Raw genomic sequence first — 21,620 nt, forward strand, 5'->3', positions numbered from 1 at the left:
TGTGACACGCGTCGCTTTGACCTGCAGTCTCGCGGTGACGCAAGGCTTCTGGACGCGTCATCTGGTGACACAGGTCCTCGTCACCAGATGACGCGAGTGACACGGGATGACGCAGCCTCCGCCTACCTGCGTCACTGCTGTAACAGCAGGTCGCCGGGCGCTTGCCGTCTTCGGGTGACGCAGGTGACGCAGCGTCCCTTTCCTTCGGACAAGAGAAGGGGGGTGTCTGTTGTGGTCCGCGGTTCAAGCGCGAAGAAGGAGCCGCTTCGCGGCGCGACATCGCAGGGCGGCTGCGCCGCCGAACAGCAAGAGGAGCACGCCGGGCGGGGGTGCTCCTCTTGCTTGTGCAGGGGAGTGATGCCGCCGGTCAGAACGCCGGTGCCTGCTCGTGCGGGGGCGGCGGGGCCGGGGGCCGGGTCATCTCGATGTAGCGAGCCGTGCTGGTGCGGCCCCAGTCGATGAGGACGCCGCGGGCGGCGAGGGTGGGCTGAAGGCGCTTGAGACGGTCCGAGAGCACCTTGCCCGTGGTCGGCCACCCCTTGGGCAGGGGGCGGCACTCCTCACCGCTATAGAGGCCCGTGAGGCAGTGCAGCCACTCGGTGGACGTCATCCGCTGCTCTGCCCCGGCGTCAAGGCCGGCGGCGTGCTTCAGCACGGTCTGTGCCAAGAGGTCGCCCTCGATGACGTCGTCGTTCAGGTCGTCCAGGGCGGCCCGGTAGGCGCCCAGCGCTCCGAGACCGGTCGCCGCGTCCAGCTGCGCGCACAGGTGGGCGAAGTCGGCCATGCGCAGGTCGGTGGGGATGTCCGCATCCGCCGCGCGCACCTGCACGGTGAGGTCCAGGAGGGAGCCCAGGATCACGGGCAGGGCCTCTTCGAACTCGGCCCACAACTCCGCTTCGGTACGCCGGGTGCGGGGGCGTTCCAGGCGTAGCGGCAACAGCCGTTCGGCGAGGTCGGGCCGGATGACACCCACGTCGATGCCGGTCAGCAGTAGAGGGCGGCGGTAGCGGGCGCGGACGACGTCCCCGTCGGTGTAGAGGGCACGCTTGATGGTCTCGGCACCGGTGACGATGCAGCACATCAGGTCGGACAGGTCCGGGGCGAGGTGAGAGAGGTTGTCCAGGGCGGTGACCCATCCGGCGGCCACAGCCGCGATCAGGTTCTCCTCGTCCTTCGGTGCCCGGCGCAGGTCGCCGGTCATGCCCTCGATGATCCGCACGAGCATCCGGCCGCCGGTGGACTTCCCCGCGCCCTGGGGGCCGGTGAGGAAGGGGGCGGGGACAGGCACGGACGGTCCGAGGCAGCCGATGAGCCAGGCGATGGCCAGGCACTCGGTTTCCGCGGTGGCGAAGTTGCACAGCCGCAGCAGGGCGTCGATGCCCTTGCCGTCGGTGTCCTTGGCGGGCAGGGGCAGTTCCCCGGTGAGCTGGGTACGGCGCCAGCACACCTCACGCGGGTCGGGAATGGCGATGTCCCAGCCGGTGGGATGGATACGGACCGACCGCCCGTCGTCGCGGCCCAGGTCCAGCCACGTCGCGCCGTCGAATCCGGGGGCGACGCGGATGTGGACGGCCTGTACTCGCTGGCTCATCGCCAGTGCCTCGATCAAGTCCAGTGCCTCTTTCAAAGCAGTGCCGTTGAACACGCCGTGCCCGTCGTTGAACAGGCCGACCATGAGTTCTTGCCGGTGACTGCCCGAGGTGCCCTGGGAACGGATCGGACGGGCCACGGGGTGGCCGTTCCTCTGCGCGTACACGGTCCCGTCGGCGGTGCGGAAGTACCGGAAGTGCGCCTGCGCGTAGTCGGCGATGACTTCGCGGGCGGGAGCCTTGTCGTCGTCGGACATGGTCACAGTCCCAACGTGGTGCGGGCGTTGGTCCACGCTTCGGTGCAGTGCCGCAGGGTCTCGCCCTTGGCCTGCGCGGCGGTGAACAGCCGTGTCATGTGGGCGTCGGTGAAGCAGCCGCACCGGCCGTGCGTGGACAGCACGGCGAGGAACGTCCGGTACACGGTCGCGTGCACCGCGCTGCGGGCCTCGGTGATGCGCTGCTCGGCCATGGCGATGCCACGCTCCAGATAGGCGGGTGTGCGGTGCGGGCACTCCCCACCCTCGGACCGTGCGGGCATGGCGACGGCCTGCAGTACCGGCCGGACCGGGGAGTGATCCTTGGTGGCCAGCGCGCGGACGACGTCCGGCAGGACGGTCATGGTGCCGGCGCCGGGTCCGAGGTAACGGGCGTAGGACATGGAGGACTTGATGTCGATGCCGGGCCGTACCGCGTTGTGTGACGTCATGGTGCCCCGGTAGATCCAGTGCTCACCGCGCGTCGTCACCACGGTCCGCGTTACGGGCAGGGTCTCGCGGGCCCATGCGATGGCGGCCCGGTCGTCCAGGTCCACCACGGTCAGGCCGGCGCCGCCGGGGTGGTAGGCGACGGAGACGGCCCGCCGCCATGCGGCCGTCCAGGCCGGGGAGGCGAGGACGGCCGGGTCGGTGGTGGCGGCGGCCCAGGCGTGGCAGACGCCGGGGCACCCGCACGGGCCCGCGCTCTTCATGTTCGGCCGGCCACCGCACGCATTCCGCGCGCACTGGTGGCAGTTGCCGAACGGCACCTTCCCCTGTCGCAGGGGCAGCACCGGCACACCGGTAGCGGCCAGCTCCAGTGCGGTCCGCAGGGGTTCGGGCAGCCGCGGCTGTGGGCCGGGCACTCGCCGGATGGTGGTGGGTTGGGTCATGCTGGGAGACCTCCACAGGTCAGGTGATGGCTGGTGGACAGGGGCGGCCCCGGTGTTCTTGGCGGAATCGGGGGCCGCCCTTGGCGTAGCTAGCCGTGGAAGTGGTTGCGCTTGAACACCGCCCGGCGGATGTTCACCGTGGTGCCGCCCTTGTGGCCGCTCGAACCGAGGACCTGGACGGCGATCCATCCGCCGAAGATGACGGCGGCCAGGATGATGAGCTGGGAGACGAACGCCGTCAGGGCGGCGATGAATGAGGTGAGCAACAGCAGTCCGCCGCACACCGCGAGGAATCCAACGCCCCCAAGGGCGACGTTCACCGCCGTGCGCGAGACGGCCGGCTTAGCCGCGACCGGGGCGGGCTGCGGGTGATCGATGGCGTAGCCGGTGACGATCCGGCCGTCCGGCAGGACGATGCTCGCGACCGCCGGAACGGTGCCCGGCTGGACGTGGACGACCGGTGCCGGGTGGACGACGGCAGGCGGCCGTATCGGGGTCGGGTGGTAGGTGGTCACAGCCCGTTCGCCGGACACTCGGTGGGCGTGTTCGGGATGCATGCGGAATCCCTTCCGGCACATGGCCAGGGAGGCAACGGCACCCCCTTCGGGGTGCCGTGTGGACGGGCTTTCGGGGGTCTGACCTGTGCGCCTCCCTGACTCCCTGGACGATCATTCGTGCAGGTCAGGGTCAGGGAGGACGGTCAGGGAGGGGTTCAGGGAGTTCTCCCTGTCTCCCTGACCCGCAGCGGGTTGGCTCCCTGTCGTCAGTCGGTGGAAGCGGAACCGTCGGTGTCGCGGTCGGTCAGGGCGCGGGCGACGCGGTCGCGGGCGACGACCATGACGCCGTCGGACTTGTACGGGCTGGCGCCGGCGTCGTCGAGGACGCGCTTGAGGTCGAGGAACGACCAGCCGCCGTAGGCGCCCGGGTTGCGTGCGGCGAGCCGGGCGAGGACGTCCTTGGTGCGGACGCGGGGTGCGTCGCCGATGACGGCGGCGATGTCGGCGAGCGGGTCATGCTCCTGGCCCCGCTCGATGGCGTGCAGGGTGGTGACGCCGTCGCGTAGGGCCTTGGCCCGGTCGGTGATGGCGGTGGCGGCGTCGTCGTCGATGTAGTGCGTGCGCACCGTGATGGACGACTGTCCGGCCGGGATGGTGATCCCGTCGGAGGCGACGACCAGCGTGCCCCGGTCCAGGCCGGGCCGGAGCAGGTTCGGTGCGGCGCCGCCGTCGACGGCCTTGTCCCCCAGCGCCATGCGGGCCTGTGATTCGGTGCCCAGGGCGAGGGAGGCGCGGGTGTGCGCGCCCTCGCGCACGAGCTTGGGCAGGTTCTCGTTGGTCGGGTCCTGGGTGCCCTGCCACATCAGCACGTTCACCGCCCGCCCTTGATTGTGGATCTTGCGCACGGCCATGAAGTAGCGGGAGTTCGCCTTGGACCCGCCGTAGGGGCGCTTGTCGGCGTCCTTGGCCGGGCACATGAACGCCACCTGTGCCTCGTCCACCAGCACAATGAGCGGCGGGAACACGGTGCCGGGCGGGGCCTGGATACGGCGGTTCATCTCATCCACCGCACCCTCAACCATCTCGGTCACCTGGATCACGTGCTCATCCGTCGGACCCTGGATCAGCGTGGTCGCGAGCCCATCGAACATGGCCCAGTCACCCACGCCCTTGAGGTCGCCCATGAGGAACTGCACCGACCGATCCAGCGACAGCCACAGAGCCAGGGACCGCAGGGCCACGGTCTTGCCCTGGTTCGACAGACCGGTGATGAGCAGGTGGCGCTGATACAGGGACAGGGCGGCGGCGTCGCCGCGCAGGTCCTGCCCCCACGGCGCCTTGCCCTTGGTGTAGTCGGCGGTCATCGTGTCGTCGGTGACCAGCGGGGAGGGGCCGATCGGCTCGTCCAGCGCCCCACTGTCGGCGATCCACAGCCGCACCGTGCGGGCGGCCTGGGGGATGGTGATGAACACCTCGTGCTCGTGCCGGGTGAGGTTCTCGGCGAGCTTGCGGCGCTTGCTCTGTACCTCGTTGGTCGACACCCCGGAAGGCAGGGTCACGTCGACTTCCACGCCGCATCCGGCGATGGTGATCGGTCCGAGCATGGACGCGCCGGCGTCGCCCATCTCCTTGATGGCCCGGGCCAGGGCGGGCACTCCGAGGTCTCGGAGGGCCTTGACGACGATGGACGGCGTGATCGGCTCCCCCTCACCGGAGCGGACGTTCGTCGGCAGGGCCCAGGCGGGGGCGGCGTGCTGCTTACGGCCGACCGACCACAGGGCCAGCAGTGCGAGGAGCGGGCCGATCGACACCAGCGGCCCCCACACCACCTGAACGATCCGCATGAGCAGCGCGACGAAATCGACCGTTGCCGACAGCGGGGTGATGACGTCCCTGGCGTCGCCGGTGCTAACGGCCATGACGACCCCGAGGGCGACCAGCGCCCCGACGCTCATGCCGGCGCCCACGGCGACGCCCTTGGCGGCGTCGACCGGGGAGTGCAAGAGGTCCATGCGGCGGTGGTGGCGGGCGGCGCGGAAGCGCTGAAAGCGCTCCTCCCACTCCTCGGCCGCTTCCAGGTTCCCCGCAGCTTCCGCCGCGCGGATCATCCGTTCGTAGCGGGAGCCGGTGCGGCCGTCCCAGGTGCGGCGGGCCACGATCCGCCCACCGTTGAACGTGTACAGACCGTGCCGGACCGCAGCGCGGCCGGCCGACTTGGTGCGCTCGTGCGTGATCGCGGTCTTCACCGCGCGGCCGGAGCGCACCCACAACGGCACCGGCCGCGCGGGCGGCGCGTCGGGTACGACCGTGAGCACTGTGGGCGCGGTGTCGGCGGCGGGTGGATCGGTGTGCTTGTGGAGGTGAACGACGTTCTCAGACATGCTGGGAGAGCTCCTGACTGCCCCCTTTGCGGGGGCGGGAGTGAAGGAGAGCACCGGGGTGGCCGGATCCGTGGAAAGAGGCGGCCACCCCGGCACTGAAATGGCTGGTCAGAACCAGCCGGACGACTTCCGCTTCGCCTTAGCGCGGGCGGTCTCGGTGACGATCCGCTGGCGCTCGGCGTGCAGGGCGGACAGTTCCGCGGTCAGCCGCATCTCAGCAGCGCTACCGGTGGACTCGATCCGCTCTTCCGCGCGGCCGGTGCTGCGGCCCCGGGCGACGCGGTAGGTGCCACTGGCGGCGGCGCGGAGCATGACGCGGCGCTCGCGGCCGTTCAGCGGCCACAGCTCGCCCCGCCGCACGGCCTCCAGCTTCTTCGTGGTCGCCCGGATCTCGCGGTCCAGGCGACGCAGATCAGCGTTGCTCATCAGGTGGTCCCTTCGCGTCTGTGCGGGAACAAGCAGGCGGTTACGGTGTGCGGCATGGGTGGGGAAACCGCGGTCCGTACGCGGCCGTGCAGGTGGTGTGGTGTGCCGGTGGAACAGCCGCGCGGTTGGTGGCGCAGGCGCCGTTACTGCAGCAAGCGGCACCGCCGCTGGCATCGCGTCTGGGACGCTGTCATGCGGTTCGTCGAGAACCTGTAGCGATCAGGCGACGCGCTTCCACGCGGCCCGAAGACGGACCTCGGAGGCGGAGTGGCCAGCGGCCCGGAAGCGGGCGGCCATCTCGCGGTAGGACAGGGCTGGGGTCTCGCTGCGGCGGATCTCGTCGACGATGACGTCCAGGACGTCATCGGTGAGCGCCGGACCGGCCTCCCACGGCAGTGCCGCAACCGGTTCGATCGGCCCCCATACGGGGAGTTCCCAGCGGGGTGTGACACCGGGTGTGACGCGGTTCGTCACGCTGGTCAGCGCCCTGCCGGTCTCCTCGCCGGTGCGGGCCGTCTCCAGCGTCGACCACGCCGACGACAAGGTCTGTGCGGTCCGTGCCTGGACGCGGGCGATGCGGGCCCCAGCTTCCGTCACGGCCGTCAGCCTGGTCTCCTCGGTGGCCGCCTCGGCGCGCAGTCGGGCGCGGGCCACGGCCGCCTCGTCGCGCGCCTCCTGCTGAATCCCGCGGATGGCATCTAGTGCGACTGGGGTGAGCGCGGTGCGCTCCCACAGACTATGTACGAGCCACAGGGCCTTGGCCGCGATCGGCAGCCACGCCACGGCCAGCCACGCGCCGGCGGAGTGCTCCGCGGTCAGCGCGTGCGCGACCAATACGCCGGCAGCGAGGAAGCCGAACGACCAGCCGACGGCGGTCACGGCCCGGTTGTGGTCGCCCTGCGCGGCCAGGCGGCGTTCGTAGGCGAGGGTGGCCAGCCAGCCCCCGTCGATGCCGAGACCGACGACCACGGCGACCGGCCACGGCACCGCCGTACCGAGCCACATCACGACCACCGCGAGGGTGAGAACCATGGACACGGCCGTCATCGCGACGGCCGGCAGAACGGTCTTGGCCCTCATGCGGCGCCCCCGTCCCGGCCGCGCACCGTGACGGCCGCGATCAGCGCGACCGGGGTGGAGTCGTCGTCGGGGTCTCGGTGGTCTTCCGTCCAGGACCACTCCGCACCCGGCGCCACCTCGTAGCCGAGGGCGGCCAATGCCTTCCGGCGCTCTGCCATAGTGGGCACCGGCCTGAACCGCTCCCACCGGAAGGCCGGCCAGTCCGGTACTCCGTACAGCACGACGTACAGGCGCCAGGCGCTGCCGGTGCTCGACATCTGCGCGGTCAGCGTCTTCACGCCGCACCCCCGGGCAGGATCGCGGCCGTGGTGTGGTTGAGCAGGGCGACGCGGGCGGCGAGGGCGCGGCGGCGGGCCCGGCGGATGCGCCGGTTGTCCAGCTCGGTCGGCGTGCGGTCCAGCGTGGTGATGTGCGCGTCCAGCAGGTCGACGTCCGCCAGGATGACGGGCATCTCCCGCTCGATCGCGTCCAGCTCGGCGTTCGTCGGCTCCATGAAGTCGGCGAACGCGGTAACAGCGTCCTGAACAGTGACGATGTGCTCCATTGGGTCGTGTTCCTCTCAGCGGTGGAACGGCCCGAACAGCACCCCCGGAGTTGGCCCTCCGGGGGTGTGCGCCGTTGTTGGAGAAAGCCGCGTGTCACACGCGGCTCGGCCACTGAGCAGTGGCCGAAGTACCCCGGACCGGATTCGAACCGATCGGGTGCCGTACGGGGTGCGCCGGTCTTCTCCGCCTTGTTTCCGACCCCTTCGGGCAGGCGGACCACGGGTTACCGGCAGTTCCCTGTGTGAAGTTCTCAAGGCGCTTGCGCTTCCTTCGAGCCCGTTTCACGGAGCCCTCCGGGCGGCATAGGAGCAGCCCAATAGGGACGCTCCGGGCTCGCTGTCCTAGGACTGTGAGCCGCTCAGTAAGACCATGGCGCACAGTCCCAGGACTGTCAACAGTCCTGGGACTGTGTTTCACTGGTCGATGTCGAGAGGAGTGCTGCATGGCGCCCAAGTGGCGGGAGATTGCGGACCGACTGGCCGAACAGATCAGGAACGGCGAGTACGCGCCCGGTGCCCAGTTGCCGCAGATCAGGGACCTAGTGGAAGCGGGCGAAGGCTCGAAGTCCACGGTCCACGCGGCCTACAAGGCGCTGGAGGCCGAAGGGCTGGTCACGTCGTCGCGCGGACACGGCACGGTCGTCCGTGAGCGGGCCCCGCTCAAGCGGCTCGGCATCGCGCGGTACGACAAGGCCAAGTGGCGGGACGGCGATGAGGTGGCGTTCATCGCGGACCGCGTGGCGTCCGGACGCACGTACAAGCGGAACGAACAGACCCAGACCGTCAGCCGTGCCCCGGCGCCGGCCGCCGTCGCCCAGGCGCACGGTCTGCCGGAGGGCGCGGAGGTCTACGCACGTGCGCGCGTGGTCAAGGAAGGCTCACAGCCGACGCACACGCTGACCAGCTACTACCGCCCCGAGCACGTGGAAGGGACGCGCATCGTCGACCCGACGCCGGGGCCCGCCGGCCGGGGCGGTGGCTTCCGTGTCCTGTACGACGCCGGATACGAGATCGACCACATGCAGGAGACGCTGTTCGCACGTATCCCCACGGCGGACGAAGTTCAGCTCCTCCAGCTCGCGCCGGGCGAATGGGTGGTGGAGCTGCATCGGACGACGTACACGGCCGACGGCACCGTGGTGGAGTTCGCCATCGGAGTTCACGCGGCGACGCGCTTCTCCTGGACGTACGACTTCAAGGTCCCCGACTCAGCGAAAGCGGAGGGCGAGAGCAAGTGATCTCAGCACAGGCATGGGCCGACGCTCAACGGCTCTGGGACTTCCAGCAGATGGGGCACGATCTGCGCCCATGTTCTGTCGCGATCGGACTCGGCAGTCATGATCTCGGAGTCGCGGACACAACCGCTGATCTCTACCGCCGGGGCATGATGCCGCTGATCGTCTTCACTGGGGCGACCAGCCGCACCACACGCGACCGCATGCCGCGTGGCGAGGCTGAGCACTACCGCGAGCGGGCGATGGAACTGGGGGTGCCGGCCGATGTGATCCTCGTTGAGCCGCAAGCCCGGAACACAGGAGAGAACATCCGCTTCTCGCGCGCACTGCTCGAGGAGCACCGGGCCGCCGTCTCGTCCGTCCTGCTGGTCAGCAAGCCCTACGAGGAACGACGGGCCTACGCGACTGCACGCAAACTGTGGCCCGAAGTCGAGTGGGTCAGCGCCTCCACGCCCATGACCCTGGCTGACTACGTCGACTCGATCGGAGACGCACGCCTGGTCATCGACATGTTGGTCGGTGCGCAGCAGCGGCTCATGATCTATCCTCAACAGGGATTCATGATCGAACAGCGCATCCCCGATGACGTGGCCGCAGCGTACGAGTGCCTGCGCAATGCTGGGTTCACAAGCCGACTCGTGGCAGACACTGCAGCGTGGAAATAGGGATATGTCATGGCTGGGGCCCATTGGCTCCACAGCTTTGCCGCCTCCCCGGTCCGGGGCCCGTGTCGAGCAAGGCCAGGGGTGCTCGTACACATTGCTGGCAGGTCCAAAGCCTGCTGGGCCAGACTGGGCCCTGCCTGGTCAGCTCTAGGCAGGGCCCGTGCTGACGCAGTGCGGGGGCGCCCTCATAAGTTGGTAACTGCGGGAACGAGCGCCGGGGAGGACTCTTTCTTCGGTTGTAGACCCCTCTGCCATTGCCTGCTGTCAGAATGACTAGGTTCGCGGAGGAGGGGTGCCAATGTTCGCGGAGACGGCGGCGTTACGGCTGGGTACGGCCGTGGCGAATGCAGCGGGGAAGTTGTGGCTGGGAGGCAAGCAGCAGGAGCAGGAGCGCTTGCTGTCGATGGAGGAGCTAGTCCGGGTACGGGTACGCGGCGTGCGGCTCCAGCGCGAGGTCAGGCAACAGTTTGAGCAGATCACCAACGCGGTGTTCGACCGGCTGGAACCGTTTCTGAAGCACGCTTTCCAAAGCTTGGAGGAAGGCGGCCGTCAGGCTGTAATCGATGGCGTGGTCGACACGTTTACGCGGGCGGACCTCTCAGACGAGGCTCTCCTTGCCGCGAACGCCCACCCGGCCGAGCTCATCCGTTGCATCACCGGTTCCACGAGCGCACCGGTCGGTCTGAACGAGGCGGAATCCCGCCTGTACGAGGTGCTCTTTGCCGAATGCGTCGAGTACTACGTCCGCGTTGTGCGGAGCCTGCCGGTCTTCGAGGAGCGGGCAGCGGGGGAACTGCTAGCACGAACAGCCACGTTGGGTGCCGAGGTAGCGGGAATCCTGGAACGCCTTCCGGATCGTTCCCTGTTCGCGCCGGACGGCACGGACCATGACACGGCCTTCCGCCGGAGGTACCTGGAACTGGTCAGCAGGGACCTCGACGAAGTGGAACTGTTCCGTCGAACGTCTGACCAGGCGACCGCACCCCGTGTACGGCTGTCTGTCGCGTACGTCAGCCTGCGGGCCACCGGGGACGACGGGAAGCGTCAACGTGTTGCCCGCTACCTACCACCAGTCAGGCCCGACATGAGCTACTGGGAGGAAGTTGGGGGCGAGAGCTCCGGCATGCGGGTTGAGGCCGCGTTGAGTGGCGCGCCCCGTGTACTGCTGCGGGGCGAGGCTGGCTCGGGCAAGACGACTTTGCTGCGCTGGCTGGCCATTATGGCGGCGCGCGGGGCTTTTAAGGGTGAGCTGGCCGACTGGAACGGACTCACCCCTATCTTCATCAAGCTGCGTGAGTATAGCGGCCGCACGCCCCCCAACCCGGAGGCGATGCTTGACGGAATCGCTGGGCCCATTACCGGGATCATGCCTAGGGGGTGGGTGGAGCGACAACTCGACGGCGGCAAGGTACTGCTCCTGATCGACGGCGTGGACGAGCTACTCGACCGGGAACGCCGAGGGGTGCGGGACTGGCTGCGCAAGCTGCTGGGGCAGTACGACGGTGTACGGGTGGTCGTCACCTCGCGTCCTGCGGCGGCCAGCGCGGACTGGCTGTGTCGTGAGGAATTCGCAGCCCTCCACCTGGACCGGATGACGCCACCAGACTTGGCGGCATTCGTACGGCAATGGCATCAAGCTGTACGCGAACTGGGTGGCGAGCTGCCCTGCGCCGTAGATGAACTTCCGCAATACGAGCACTCTCTGCTCACCAGCCTCAAAGACCGCGCGCACCTTCAATCGTTGGCGGGTACGCCGTTGTTGGCCGCCATGCTGTGCGCAATGCATCTGAACAGGGGACGTCAACTCCCCCGAGATCGCATGGAGCTGTATCGCAACGCCCTGCACACTTTGGTCCACGACCGGGACGCGGATCGGAATGTGCCAAGTGCGGTGGATAGCAAGCTCAGCCTCAGTGACAAACTCGTCATACTGAGGGATCTCGCGTGGCGGTTGTCAGACAACAATCGAAGCGAGACCGATCTGGAGAGGGCGGCCGCGTGCGTTGCGGCGAAGCTGAGGGCTATGCGCCACCTGGATGTTCTGGACGGCGACCAGGTTCTAGAGCAGCTACGGCACCGCTCCGGGATCCTTCGGTCCCCCGCCGAGGGGCGGGTGGACTTTGTACATCGCACCTTCCAGGAGTACCTCGCTGCCGAGGAGGCCGCGGAGGAGGACCGTATCGGCAACCTGGTCGGCCGAGCGCATCTGGATCTGTGGCGGGAGACGATCATTATGGTGGCGGGTCATGCCAACACTCGCCAACGGGAAGAGCTGCTTGGTGGCATCCTCGATCGCGCCAAGGAGGAAGCCCGGCACGCGCGCACGCTGCGTCTCTTGGCAGCAGCCTGCCAGGAGACGCTGCCTTCCGTATCGAGTGGGCTGGCAGACCGTCTGGATGAGGCCGTGACCAAGTTGCTTCCGGCAAGGCGGCAAACGGATCCGCCCGCGCTGGCGGCAGTGGGATCCAGCCTGTTGCGCTGGTTGCCACGGTCATTGGGACAACTAACTGAGAAAGCCGCAAAACAGACGGTACGGACCGTGGCGCTGATCGGGGGTGAAAAATCTCGAGAAATGCTGGCAGGATACGTGGGAGACGAGCGTAAGGGGGTCATCGATGAACTCATCCGCGCATGGGACTACTTCGACGCAGACGCATATGTCGATGATGTTCTGTCTCGGCTGCCACTGGCGGAGCGTGAGGTATCGATCAATCATTCAGGCCAGCTCCGCGTGGCCAGCCAGTTGGGTTTGCTGACACATGTCCGGATAGAGCATCCAGTGCGGGAACTTGGGTTTCTTGCTGAGTTTCCTCCCCTGCGGCAGCTATGGGTGAGCGCGATGAGGGAAGAGGCTGACCTGTCTGTTCTTCAGGCTCATCCCGACCTGGAGCAACTCCTGCTGTTTGGTGCCGGTTCAGTGAGAGGGCTGTCGATTCTCTCTGGCCTCAAAAAATTGAGCTGGCTTGCACTTCCGGTCTCTGAAGACTTGGACCTGGCCACCTTGCGCTTGAATTCCAAGCTGTGGTTCCTCAGCCTCTCCCGTATCGAGGCGAAGGATGACCTGCGTCCGTTGACCGAACTCACCGGCCTGCGCGACCTGCATCTGGTTGGCGTCGATAAGGTCATGGCGACAGGCTTCGAGGAGCTCGCAGGAATGTCCCGCCTCGGCAGTCTGTATCTCTACAGATTCGATGTGAACGCCTGGCTCACGGCGCTCAAAAGTGCCCCGCCCTCGTTGACCTACCTGTATCTGCATAACTGCGTTGTGCCCTCCGAGCGTGACGCCTTCATGCAGTTTGGTAATCTCAGGCAGGTGGTTCTCACTGGGTGTGAAACCCCCGACGGTGTGAGCGTCGCCACTCTGGAAATTCCAGGCGTGCAAATTCACGTCAAATAACAGCTGGCAGCCTTGGCCTTCCGGAAGGAACGCCGTCCTGTACTCGCCGAGCTGCACTCAGTCAAGTCGAAGTAGGCCGTGTACGAGATGGCACCTCTTCCGGAGGTGACCGGGTGTAGAGATCTCCGGGCCAAGCCGCGCGCTGGCCCGGACCTGAGGCGCTTTTTCAATGAGGGGAATTGAACTTACCGCCCGGGAGAAATCTGGAACACCTCCTCCGGAATTCATCTGGTGGGAACACGGCGCGGGAAGTGGCCTGCTCAACGGTGGTGTAATCGGCCCATTGTAAATCTGCTGGGACCAGCGCCGGGCCGTCTCCGGGCCGTCCGAGGGGGGCCAGTGACGACCACTAACGACCGACAACGAACCTGAGGGCACGGCATGCCGCCGTGCTCCCAGGGCGTGTCTGCGCAGCTACACCCAGGTGTCCAGCCACATCCGCGCCCGCCAGTCGTCGATCGGAATGGGGATGCCGGTGTGGATGGGCCAGAAGTAGATGAAGTTCCACGCGATCAGCAGGGTCAGCACGCCCGCCGCCGTCGCGCCCGCGACGCGGCGGGTGTCGCCGGCGCGGGGCGGGCCGACGAGCGCGCCCAGGAGCATCGCCACGGCCAGGCACAGGAAGGGGAGGAAGACGATGGCGTAGAAGAAGAAGATCGTGCGCTCCTGGTAGAGGAACCACGGCGCGTAGCCGGCCGCGATGCCGCAGGCGATGGCGCCCGCCCGCCAGTCCCGGCGGAAGAACCAGCGCCACAGCACGTAGAGCAGGGCGAAACCGCCCACCCACCACAGCAGCGGCGTGCCGATGGCCAGGACCTCCTGGGCGCACTTCTCACCCGCGTCGGCCGGACAGCCGTCCACGCCGGGCGCGGGGGACTCGTAGAAGTACGACACGGGGCGGCCCGTGACGATCCAGCTCCACGGGTTGGACTCGTAGGTGTGCGGCGAGGACAGGCCCACGTGGAACTCGTACACCTGGTTCTCGTAGTGCCACAGGCTGCGCCACCAGTCAGGGAACAGCCAGGACCAGTCGCTGTCGCGGCCGTCCTTGACCGCCCAGTCGCGGTAGTAGCCGCCGGTGCCGTCGGACGGCGAGAGGATCCAGCCGATCCAGGACGCGAAGTAGGTGACCACCGCCACCGGCACGGTCGACAGGAACGCCCAGCCCAGGTCGCGCCTCAGCACCGCCGTCCGGGGCCGCGGGGCGCCCGCGACCCTGCGCGCGCCGACGTCCCACAGCACCGCCAGCACGCAGAACGCGGCCATGATGTACAGGGCGTTCCACTTGGTGCCGATCGCCAGGCCCAGCATCAGGCCCGCCGCCAGCCGCCAGGGACGGAAGCCGATCCGGGTGTGCTCGGCGACCTCCGCGTCCGGCCGCGTCCGGCCGTCCGCGTCCACCGGCAGCGCCGCGGCCAGTTTCTCCCGTGCCCGGTCCCGGTCGACCACCAGACAGCCGAAGGCCGCGAGCACGAAGAACATCAGCACGCCGTCCAGCAGCGCGGTCCGGCTCATCACGAAGTGCAGCCCGTCCACCGCCATCAGCGCGCCCGCGAGGCAGCCGAGGAACGTCGAACGGAACAGCCGCCGGCCGATCCGGCAGAGCATCAGCACGGACAGCGTGCCCAGCAGCGCGGTCATGAACCGCCAGCCGAACGGGTCGAAGCCGAACATCAGCTCGCCCAGCCCGATGACGTACTTGCCGACCGGCGGATGCACCACGTACGCCGCGTCGGTGGGGATGGGGACGTCCCCGCCCGAGTCCAGGATCAGACGGTTGGCGTTCTTGTCCCAGTTGACCTCGAACCCGCGGTGGATCAGCGCCCACGCGTCCTTGGCGTAGTACGTCTCGTCGAATATCACCGCCTTCGGGCGGCCCAGGTTCCAGAACCGCAGCACCCCCGCCAGCAGCGTGACCAGCAGCGGACCGCCCCACGCCGACCAGCGGGTGATGCGCCGCGCGAGCGGCGGCGACACCCCGAGCGTCGTCCACAGCCGGCCCGAGGGCTCGGTGTACGGCGGGACCAGGCGGTCACGGACGTCCCCTCTGGGGCCCGACGCCTGGTAGCCGAAACGGCGCAGCCGCTGCTGCCACGTCTGCCGCTCGTCGAGCGACGACTGCTCCTGCCGGGTGTCCGTGGAGGACGCGGTACTGGTCACCGCGCCATCGTAGGGAACCCCGCTGTGTGAGTCCCGCGCATGGCCGGTATGCCCCGCCTCTGTCCGCAACTGGGAGGATGGGGGCGTGACCGGAACCCTCGTACTCGCAGGCACCCCCATCGGCGACATCTCGGACGCGCCGCCCCGGCTCGCCGAGGAACTGGCCGGCGCCGACGTCGTCGCCGCCGAGGACACGCGCCGGCTGCGGCGGCTGACCCAGGCGCTCGGCGTCACGCCCAAGGGGCGGGTCGTGTCGTACTTCGAGGGCAACGAGTCCGCCCGTACGCCCGAGCTGGTCGAGGAACTGGCGGGCGGAGCGCGCGTGCTGCTGGTGACGGACGCCGGCATGCCCTCCGTGTCCGACCCCGGCTACCGGCTGGTCGCCGCGGCCGTCGAGCGGGACGTCAAGGTCACCGCGGTGCCCGGACCGTCCGCCGTCCTCACCGCGCTCGCCTTGTCCGGGCTGCCCGTGGACCGGTTCTGCTTCGAGGGGTTCCTGCCCCGCAAGGCCGGGGAGCGGCTGGGGCGGCTGCGCGAGGTCGCCGGGGAACGGCGCACCCTCGTCTACTTCGAGGCTCCGCACCGCCTCGACGACACGCTCGCCGCGATGGCCGAGGTGTTCGGTGCGGAGCGCCGGGCCGCCGTCTGCCGGGAGCTGACCAAGACGTACGAGGAGGTCAGGCGCGGCCCGCTGGCCGAGCTGGCCGCGTGGGCGGCTCAGGGCGTCCGCGGGGAGATCACCGTGGTGGTCGAGGGCGCGCCCGAGCGGGGACCCGGGGAGGTGGACGCCGCCGAGCTGGTGCGCAGGGTGCGGGTGCGGGAGGAGGCGGGGGAGCGGCGCAAGGAGGCGATCGCCGCGGTGGCGGTGGAGGCGGGGCTGCCCAAGAGGCAGGTGTTCGACGCGGTGGTCGCGTCCAAGAACGCCGGCGGAGACGCCGGTTCCGGGGAACGCCGTTAGGGGCGCGGTGCGTCGCGGGCCGACGGCTGTGGGGGCCGGCCGCTCCCACGCGGCGGCCGCGCACCGGACACGGCCCCGGGCGGCGCTTCCGTAGGATCGGGGACATGTCTGCGAACGCCCCCGACAAGAACGCCGCCCCGCCGCTCCCGGAGCCCTTGCGGGTACCGGTCGCGGACTCCCACACCCACCTCGACATGCAGTCCGGCACGGTCGAGGAGGCCCTCGCCAAGGCCGCGTCGGTGGGCGTGACGACGGTGGTGCAGGTCGGCTGCGACCTCAAGGGGTCCCGGTGGGCGGCGGAAACCGCGGCGGCGTACGACGCCGTCCACGCCACGGTCGCGCTGCACCCCAACGAGGCCCCGCGGATCGTCCATGGCGACCCCGACGGCTGGTCCCGGCAGGGGGCCCGCGAGCCGGGCGGGGACGCGGGGCTGGACGAGGCGCTCGCGGAGATCGACCGGCTGGCCGCGCTGCCCCAGGTCATGGGCGTCGGAGAGACGGGCCTCGACTACTTCCGCACCGGGCCGGAGGGCAAGGAGGCGCAGGAGCGGTCCTTCCGCGCCCACATAGAGATCGCCAAGCGGCACGGCAAGGCACTGGTGATCCACGACCGCGACGCCCACGCCGACGTCCTGCGCGTGCTCAAGGAGGAGGGCGCCCCCGAGCGCACCGTCTTCCACTGCTACTCCGGGGACGCCGAGATGGCGGAGATCTGCGCGAGCGCCGGGTACTACATGTCGTTCGCCGGCAACGTCACCTTCAAGAACGCGGGCGACCTGCGGGACGCGCTCGCCGTGGCCCCGCTGGAACTGGTCCTGGTGGAGACCGACGCGCCGTTCCTGACCCCGGTGCCCTACCGCGGCCGGCCCAACGCCCCCTACCTGGTGCCGGTCACGGTGCGTGCCATGGCGGCCGTACGGGGCATCGACGAGGACAGCCTGGCCACGGCCCTCGGGGCGAACACGGCCCGCGCCTTCGGCTACTGACGGACGCACGGACGGCCCCGGGACGCGCCGGCGGCGGAACAGACGTACCGCGCCAGGAAGCTGTACGTGCGCAGCGGCGCGGGCGCGTGGCCGCACCGCGGGGCCCGCCTGCGGGGGTGACCTGGGCGGCCCCGGCCGCCCCGTACCCTTGTCCCGTGACCAGCCCCACCCCAGACGCCCTCCTGGGCCCCGCCGACATCCGTGAACTGGCGGCCGCCCTCGGCGTACGGCCCACCAAGCAGCGCGGCCAGAACTTCGTCATCGACGCCAACACGGTCCGCCGTATCGTCCGCACCGCCGGGGTGCGCCCCGACGACGTGGTCGTCGAGGTCGGCCCGGGACTCGGCTCGCTCACCCTGGCGCTCCTCGAGGCCGCCGACCGGGTCACCGCCGTCGAGATCGACGACGTCCTCGCCGCCGCGCTGCCAGCGACCGTCGCCGCCCGCATGCCCGGGCGTGCCGACCGGTTCGCGCTGGTCCACTCCGACGCGATGCACGTCACCGAGCTGCCGGGCCCCGCCCCGACCGCGCTCGTCGCGAACCTCCCCTACAACGTGGCCGTCCCGGTGCTGCTGCACATGCTCGAGAACTTCCCGAGCATCGAACGCACCCTGGTCATGGTCCAGTCGGAGGTCGCCGACCGGCTCGCCGCCGCACCCGGCTCGAAGGTGTACGGCGTGCCCTCGGTCAAGGCCAACTGGTACGCGGAGGTCAAGCGGGCCGGAGCCATCGGGCGGAACGTCTTCTGGCCCGCTCCGAACGTGGACAGCGGGCTGGTCTCGCTGGTCCGCCGTGCCGAGCCGGTGAAGACCAGCGCCTCCCGGCGCGAGGTGTTCGCCGTCGTGGACGCGGCCTTCGCCCAGCGCCGCAAGACCCTGCGGGCCGCGCTCGCCGGGTGGGCGGGGTCGGCGGCCGCGGCGGAGGCGGCGCTGGTCGCCGCCGGGGTGTCGCCGCAGGCCCGGGGCGAGTCCCTCACGGTGGAGGAGTTCGCGCGCATCGCCGAGAACGCGGGGAACACTCGGAACGCCGGGAACGCTGGGAACACCGAGAACGCCGAGAACGCCGAGAACGCCGAGAACGAGGAGCCCGGTCAGCAGTGAGCGTCACCGTCCGCGTCCCCGCCAAGGTCAACGTCCAGCTCGCGGTCGGCGCGGCCCGCCCCGACGGTTACCACGACCTGGCCAACGTCTTCCTCGCGGTGGGCCTCCACGACGAGGTCACGGTCACCGCGGCCGAGGAGCTGCGGGTGACCTGCGCCGGCCCCGACGCCGGTCAGGTCCCCCTGGACCGCACGAACCTCGCGGCCCGCGCCGCCCTGGTGCTCGCCGAGCGGTACGGCCGTGACGCGGACGTCCACATCCACATCGCCAAGGACATCCCCGTCGCGGGCGGCATGGCGGGCGGCAGCGCCGACGGCGCGGGCGCGCTGCTGGCGTGCGACGCGCTGTGGGGCACGGGTGCCTCGCGCGGGGAACTCCTCGACATCTGCGCCGAGCTGGGCAGCGATGTGCCGTTCAGCCTGGTGGGAGGGGCGGCGCTGGGCATCGGGCGGGGCGAACGGCTGACGGAACTCGAGGTGGGGGGCAGCTTCCACTGGGTGTTCGCGATGGCCGCGCGGGGGCTGTCGACACCGGCGGTCTTCCGGGAGTTCGACCGGCTGGCGGAGGGCCGGGACATTCCCGTGCCGGTGGCCTCACGGGAACTGCTCGACGCGCTCGCCAAGGGGGACGTCGACGCGCTCGCCGCGACCGTCTCCAACGATCTCCAGCCCGCCGCGCTGTCGCTGTTCCCGGAACTGGCGGACACCCTCGCGGCGGGGCGTGCGGCGGGGGCACTGGCGTCGCTGGTGTCGGGGTCGGGGCCGACGACGGCGTTCCTCGCCCCGGACGCGGGGGCGGCGGAGGCGATCGCCGGAGCCCTGAGGGCTTCGGGCACCTGCCGCACGGTGCGTACGGCGGCAGGTCCGGTACCGGGGGCTACGGTCGTCTGACGAGTCGGGTGAGACGACCTCCACGGCGAGCAGGACGTCCTTGGCCCTGAAACTGGTCTGGTCCAACCCTGTGACCGCGTCGGCTCGAACCACGCTGACATCGGGCTCCGGGCCGTTGTGCTCGTCCAGGACCACGGTCATCTCCCGCTCGACGCTGAAGTCCGGGCCGAGGGAATCGCGTAGTCCGCTGACCAAGAGGTCGATCACGAGAAAGTGGAAACGGCGCTGCGGACTGACGAAAACCAGGCTCCCGTCGATCAACTCGGTGTGCGGCGGGAGATCAGGCAGCGTGAACAGGTCGTCCACGGTGTAGCCGTCCTGGGGTGGCACCGGCCAGTGAGGGTGGCGGTGCTCTAAGGACTCGCCGGTCATGGTTCCTCCCATGGACGGGATCCTGCTGCCTGCCCTCTACGGTAGCCGCCCGTTTCCGATCAGGTCATCACAAGGAGTGACGATCTCCCGGCGCGTCGACCTGCGCCCGCGAGGGCCTACGCTTGAAAGCTGATCGATCCACCGGGCAGGAGAGAAATGGCCGTCAACCTGGTCAATGTCGAGAACGTCAGCAAGGTGTACGGCACGCGTGCGTTGCTCGACGGGATTTCCCTCGGCGTCTCCGAAGGGGACCGGATCGGGGTCGTGGGGCGCAACGGGGACGGCAAGACCACGCTGATCCGGATGCTGGCCCGGCTGGAGGAGGCCGACACCGGGCGGGTCACCCACTCCGGCGGGCTGCGGCTCGGTGTGCTCACCCAGCACGACTCGCTCGACCCCGCCGCCACCGTCCGGCACGAGGTCATCGGCGACATGGCCGACCACGAGTGGGCCGGGAACGCCAAGGTCAGGGACGTGCTGACCGGGCTGTTCGGCGGGCTGGACCTGCCCGGGTTCCCCAAGGGCCTCGACACGGTCATCGGACCGCTGTCCGGCGGTGAGCGGCGCCGCATCGCGCTCGCCAAGCTGCTCATCGAGGAGCAGGACCTGATCGTCCTGGACGAGCCGACCAACCACCTCGACGTCGAGGGCATCGCCTGGCTCGCCGAGCACCTGCGCACCCGCCGGTCCGCGCTCGTCTGCGTCACCCACGACCGGTGGTTCCTCGACCAGGTCTGCACCCGCATGTGGGACGTGCAGCGCGGTGACGTGTACGAGTACGAGGGCGGCTACTCCGACTACGTCTTCGCCCGCGCCGAGCGCGAACGCATCGCCGCCACCGAGGAGGTCAAGCGGCAGAACCTGGTCCGCAAGGAGCTGGCCTGGCTGCGGCGCGGCGCTCCCGCGCGGACGTCGAAGCCGCGGTTCCGCGTGGAGGCCGCCAACGAACTGATCAAGGACGTGCCGCCGCCGCGCGACAGCAGCGAGCTGATGAAGTTCGCCTCCACACGCCTGGGCAAGACGGTGTTCGACCTGGAGGACGTCACCGTCCAGGCCGGGCCCAAGGTGCTGCTGAAGCACGTGACCTGGCAGCTCGGGCCCGGGGACCGGATCGGTCTGGTCGGGGTCAACGGGGCGGGCAAGACGTCCCTGTTGCGGGCGCTGGCGGAGGCCGCCAGGAGCGAGGGGGAGGTCCAGCCCGCGGGGGGCGGCATCCGCGTCGGCAGGACCGTCAAGCTCGCCTATCTGTCCCAGGAGGTCGCCGAACTCGACCCCGGCTGGCGGGTGCTCCAGGCCGTGCAGCAGGTGCGTGAGCGCGTCGACCTCGGCAAGGGGCGCGAGATGACCGCAGGTCAGCTGTGCGAGACCTTCGGGTTCAACAAGGAGAAGCAGTGGACGCCGGTCGGGGACCTCTCGGGTGGTGAGCGGCGCAGGCTCCAGCTGCTCCGCCTCCTCATGGACGAGCCCAACGTCCTCTTCCTCGACGAGCCCACCAACGACCTCGACATCGAGACCCTGACCCAGCTCGAGGACGTCCTCGACGGCTGGCCCGGTTCGATGATCGTCATCTCCCACGACCGGTTCTTCCTCGAGCGCACCACCGACCGGGTGTTCGCGCTCCTCGGTGACGGCACCCTGCGGATGCTGCCCCGCGGCATCGACGAGTACCTGGAGCGGCGCAAGGGGATGGAGGAGGCCGCCGCCGCGGCGGCCGCCGTACCGGCGGCGGCGTCCCAGAGCGCGGCGCCGGAGAGGAGCGCCGCCGGCCAGCGCGCCGCCAAGAAGGAGCTCCAGAAGATCGAGCGCCAGCTGGACAGGATCTCCGAGAAGGAGAGCGCGCTGCACGCCACCATCGCCGAGCACGCCACCGACTTCGCGAAGGTGGCCGGACTCGACGCCGAACTGCGGGAGCTGACCGGCCAGCGGGAGGAACTGGAACTGCGCTGGCTGGAACTGGCCGAGGACGCCTGAACCGGCGCGCGAGCCCCGCCGCGCGCCGGAACGCGGGGAGCGCGCGCCGCGTGGAGACGGCGTGAAGGTCAGTAACGGGCGCATCACGGGCCGGTCCTCCCTTGGGAACAGGGGCGGACGCGGCCCGGTGGCATGTCGGTACCGGGTGATAGAAAGAGCCGTCTGACAACCGTCTGAAGACGACTCTGGGTTCAACACGTACCTCAGGGCGTGGCTAAAAAT

Annotated in this window: 17 protein-coding genes and 2 pseudogenes; 9 read left to right on the forward strand and 10 right to left on the reverse strand. The window is 69.6% G+C overall.

Translation table 11 applies throughout. The annotated features are described in order from the left end of the window. Positions 1-367: 367 nt before the first annotated feature. From F1615_RS11550 to F1615_RS11585, 8 genes are all read right to left on the reverse strand, one after another. Positions 368-1,846 carry an ATP-binding protein gene (locus tag F1615_RS11550; RefSeq protein WP_149548961.1) on the reverse strand — a complete coding sequence of 493 codons (1,479 nt, stop codon included), beginning with the start codon at positions 1,844-1,846 and terminating at the stop codon, positions 368-370. A 2-nt stretch (positions 1,847-1,848) separates the two neighbouring features. After that, entirely contained in the window at positions 1,849-2,736 is an 888-nt protein-coding gene (locus tag F1615_RS11555; protein WP_208818291.1) for a bifunctional DNA primase/polymerase, read from the reverse strand. A gap of 89 nt (positions 2,737-2,825) precedes the next feature. Further along, positions 2,826-3,293 (reverse strand): hypothetical protein, encoded by a 468-nt coding sequence (locus tag F1615_RS11560; protein ID WP_149548817.1) that lies wholly within the window; start codon positions 3,291-3,293, stop codon positions 2,826-2,828. A gap of 206 nt (positions 3,294-3,499) precedes the next feature. Further along, positions 3,500-5,614, reverse strand: coding sequence for an FtsK/SpoIIIE domain-containing protein (locus F1615_RS11565; RefSeq protein ID WP_149548818.1), 2,115 nt, complete (start codon positions 5,612-5,614; stop codon positions 3,500-3,502). 108 nt (positions 5,615-5,722) lie between these two features. Next, positions 5,723-6,040 carry a hypothetical protein gene (locus F1615_RS11570; RefSeq protein WP_149548819.1) on the reverse strand — a complete coding sequence of 106 codons (318 nt, stop codon included), beginning with the start codon at positions 6,038-6,040 and terminating at the stop codon, positions 5,723-5,725. 219 nt (positions 6,041-6,259) lie between these two features. Continuing rightward, complete coding sequence (locus tag F1615_RS11575) at positions 6,260-7,120, reverse strand: protein spdB (protein ID WP_149548820.1); 861 nt, start codon at positions 7,118-7,120, stop codon at positions 6,260-6,262. Next, a complete protein-coding gene (locus tag F1615_RS11580) occupies positions 7,117-7,398 on the reverse strand; it encodes a DUF6303 family protein (RefSeq protein WP_149548821.1) in 282 nt (93 codons plus the stop codon). The genes F1615_RS11575 and F1615_RS11580 overlap by 4 nt, the downstream gene beginning before the upstream one ends. Continuing rightward, positions 7,395-7,664, reverse strand: coding sequence for a DUF6284 family protein (locus tag F1615_RS11585; RefSeq protein ID WP_149548822.1), 270 nt, complete (start codon positions 7,662-7,664; stop codon positions 7,395-7,397). Before F1615_RS11585 ends, F1615_RS11580 begins: the two co-directional genes overlap by 4 nt. Positions 7,665-8,107: 443 nt before the next feature. On the opposite strand from F1615_RS11585, the gene F1615_RS11590 reads away from it, so the two are divergent. The 3 genes from F1615_RS11590 (at position 8,108) to F1615_RS11600 (ending at position 12,961) form a co-directional block, all read left to right on the forward strand. Further along, the gene (locus F1615_RS11590; RefSeq protein WP_149548823.1) at positions 8,108-8,902 is read left to right on the forward strand and encodes a GntR family transcriptional regulator; all 795 of its coding nucleotides are present in this window, start codon (positions 8,108-8,110) and stop codon (positions 8,900-8,902) included. Next, entirely contained in the window at positions 8,899-9,564 is a 666-nt protein-coding gene (locus F1615_RS11595; RefSeq protein ID WP_149548824.1) for a YdcF family protein, read from the forward strand. The genes F1615_RS11590 and F1615_RS11595 overlap by 4 nt, the downstream gene beginning before the upstream one ends. A gap of 298 nt (positions 9,565-9,862) precedes the next feature. Then, positions 9,863-12,961, forward strand: coding sequence for an NACHT domain-containing protein (locus F1615_RS11600; RefSeq protein ID WP_149548825.1), 3,099 nt, complete (start codon positions 9,863-9,865; stop codon positions 12,959-12,961). A 414-nt stretch (positions 12,962-13,375) separates the two neighbouring features. On the opposite strand, the gene F1615_RS11605 is transcribed toward F1615_RS11600, so the two are convergent. Further along, on the reverse strand, positions 13,376-15,121 hold the full coding sequence (locus tag F1615_RS11605; protein ID WP_149548826.1) for a dolichyl-phosphate-mannose--protein mannosyltransferase: 1,746 nt from the start codon (positions 15,119-15,121) through the stop codon (positions 13,376-13,378). A gap of 85 nt (positions 15,122-15,206) precedes the next feature. Between F1615_RS11605 and rsmI the strand changes: the two genes are divergently transcribed. From rsmI to F1615_RS11630, 5 genes and pseudogenes are all read left to right on the forward strand, one after another. Then, positions 15,207-16,079, forward strand: a complete 873-nt coding sequence (gene rsmI, locus F1615_RS11610; RefSeq protein WP_149548827.1) for a 16S rRNA (cytidine(1402)-2'-O)-methyltransferase — start codon at positions 15,207-15,209, stop codon at positions 16,077-16,079. A 104-nt stretch (positions 16,080-16,183) separates the two neighbouring features. Continuing rightward, entirely contained in the window at positions 16,184-17,065 is an 882-nt protein-coding gene (locus tag F1615_RS11615; RefSeq protein WP_149548828.1) for a TatD family hydrolase, read from the forward strand. 9 nt (positions 17,066-17,074) lie between these two features. Beyond that, positions 17,075-17,185, forward strand: a pseudogene (locus F1615_RS11620) (hypothetical protein); the annotation flags it as partial. A 35-nt stretch (positions 17,186-17,220) separates the two neighbouring features. Then, positions 17,221-18,165: a 16S rRNA (adenine(1518)-N(6)/adenine(1519)-N(6))-dimethyltransferase RsmA gene (gene rsmA, locus F1615_RS11625; RefSeq protein ID WP_149548829.1), complete on the forward strand. Its 945-nt coding sequence runs from the start codon at positions 17,221-17,223 to the stop codon at positions 18,163-18,165. Beyond that, positions 18,162-19,055: a 4-(cytidine 5'-diphospho)-2-C-methyl-D-erythritol kinase gene (locus tag F1615_RS11630; RefSeq protein WP_149548830.1), complete on the forward strand. Its 894-nt coding sequence runs from the start codon at positions 18,162-18,164 to the stop codon at positions 19,053-19,055. Before rsmA ends, F1615_RS11630 begins: the two co-directional genes overlap by 4 nt. On the opposite strand, the pseudogene F1615_RS11635 reads toward F1615_RS11630, so the two are convergent. Continuing rightward, positions 19,056-19,439, reverse strand: a pseudogene (locus tag F1615_RS11635) (Uma2 family endonuclease); the annotation flags it as partial. Between the two features lie 144 nt (positions 19,440-19,583). Between F1615_RS11635 and F1615_RS11640 the strand changes: the two are divergent. After that, the gene (locus F1615_RS11640; protein WP_149548831.1) at positions 19,584-21,398 is read left to right on the forward strand and encodes an ABC-F family ATP-binding cassette domain-containing protein; all 1,815 of its coding nucleotides are present in this window, start codon (positions 19,584-19,586) and stop codon (positions 21,396-21,398) included. Positions 21,399-21,620: the final 222 nt, after the last annotated feature.

The organism is Streptomyces marokkonensis (assembly GCF_008312835.1).
Classification (GTDB): domain Bacteria; phylum Actinomycetota; class Actinomycetes; order Streptomycetales; family Streptomycetaceae; genus Streptomyces; species Streptomyces marokkonensis_A.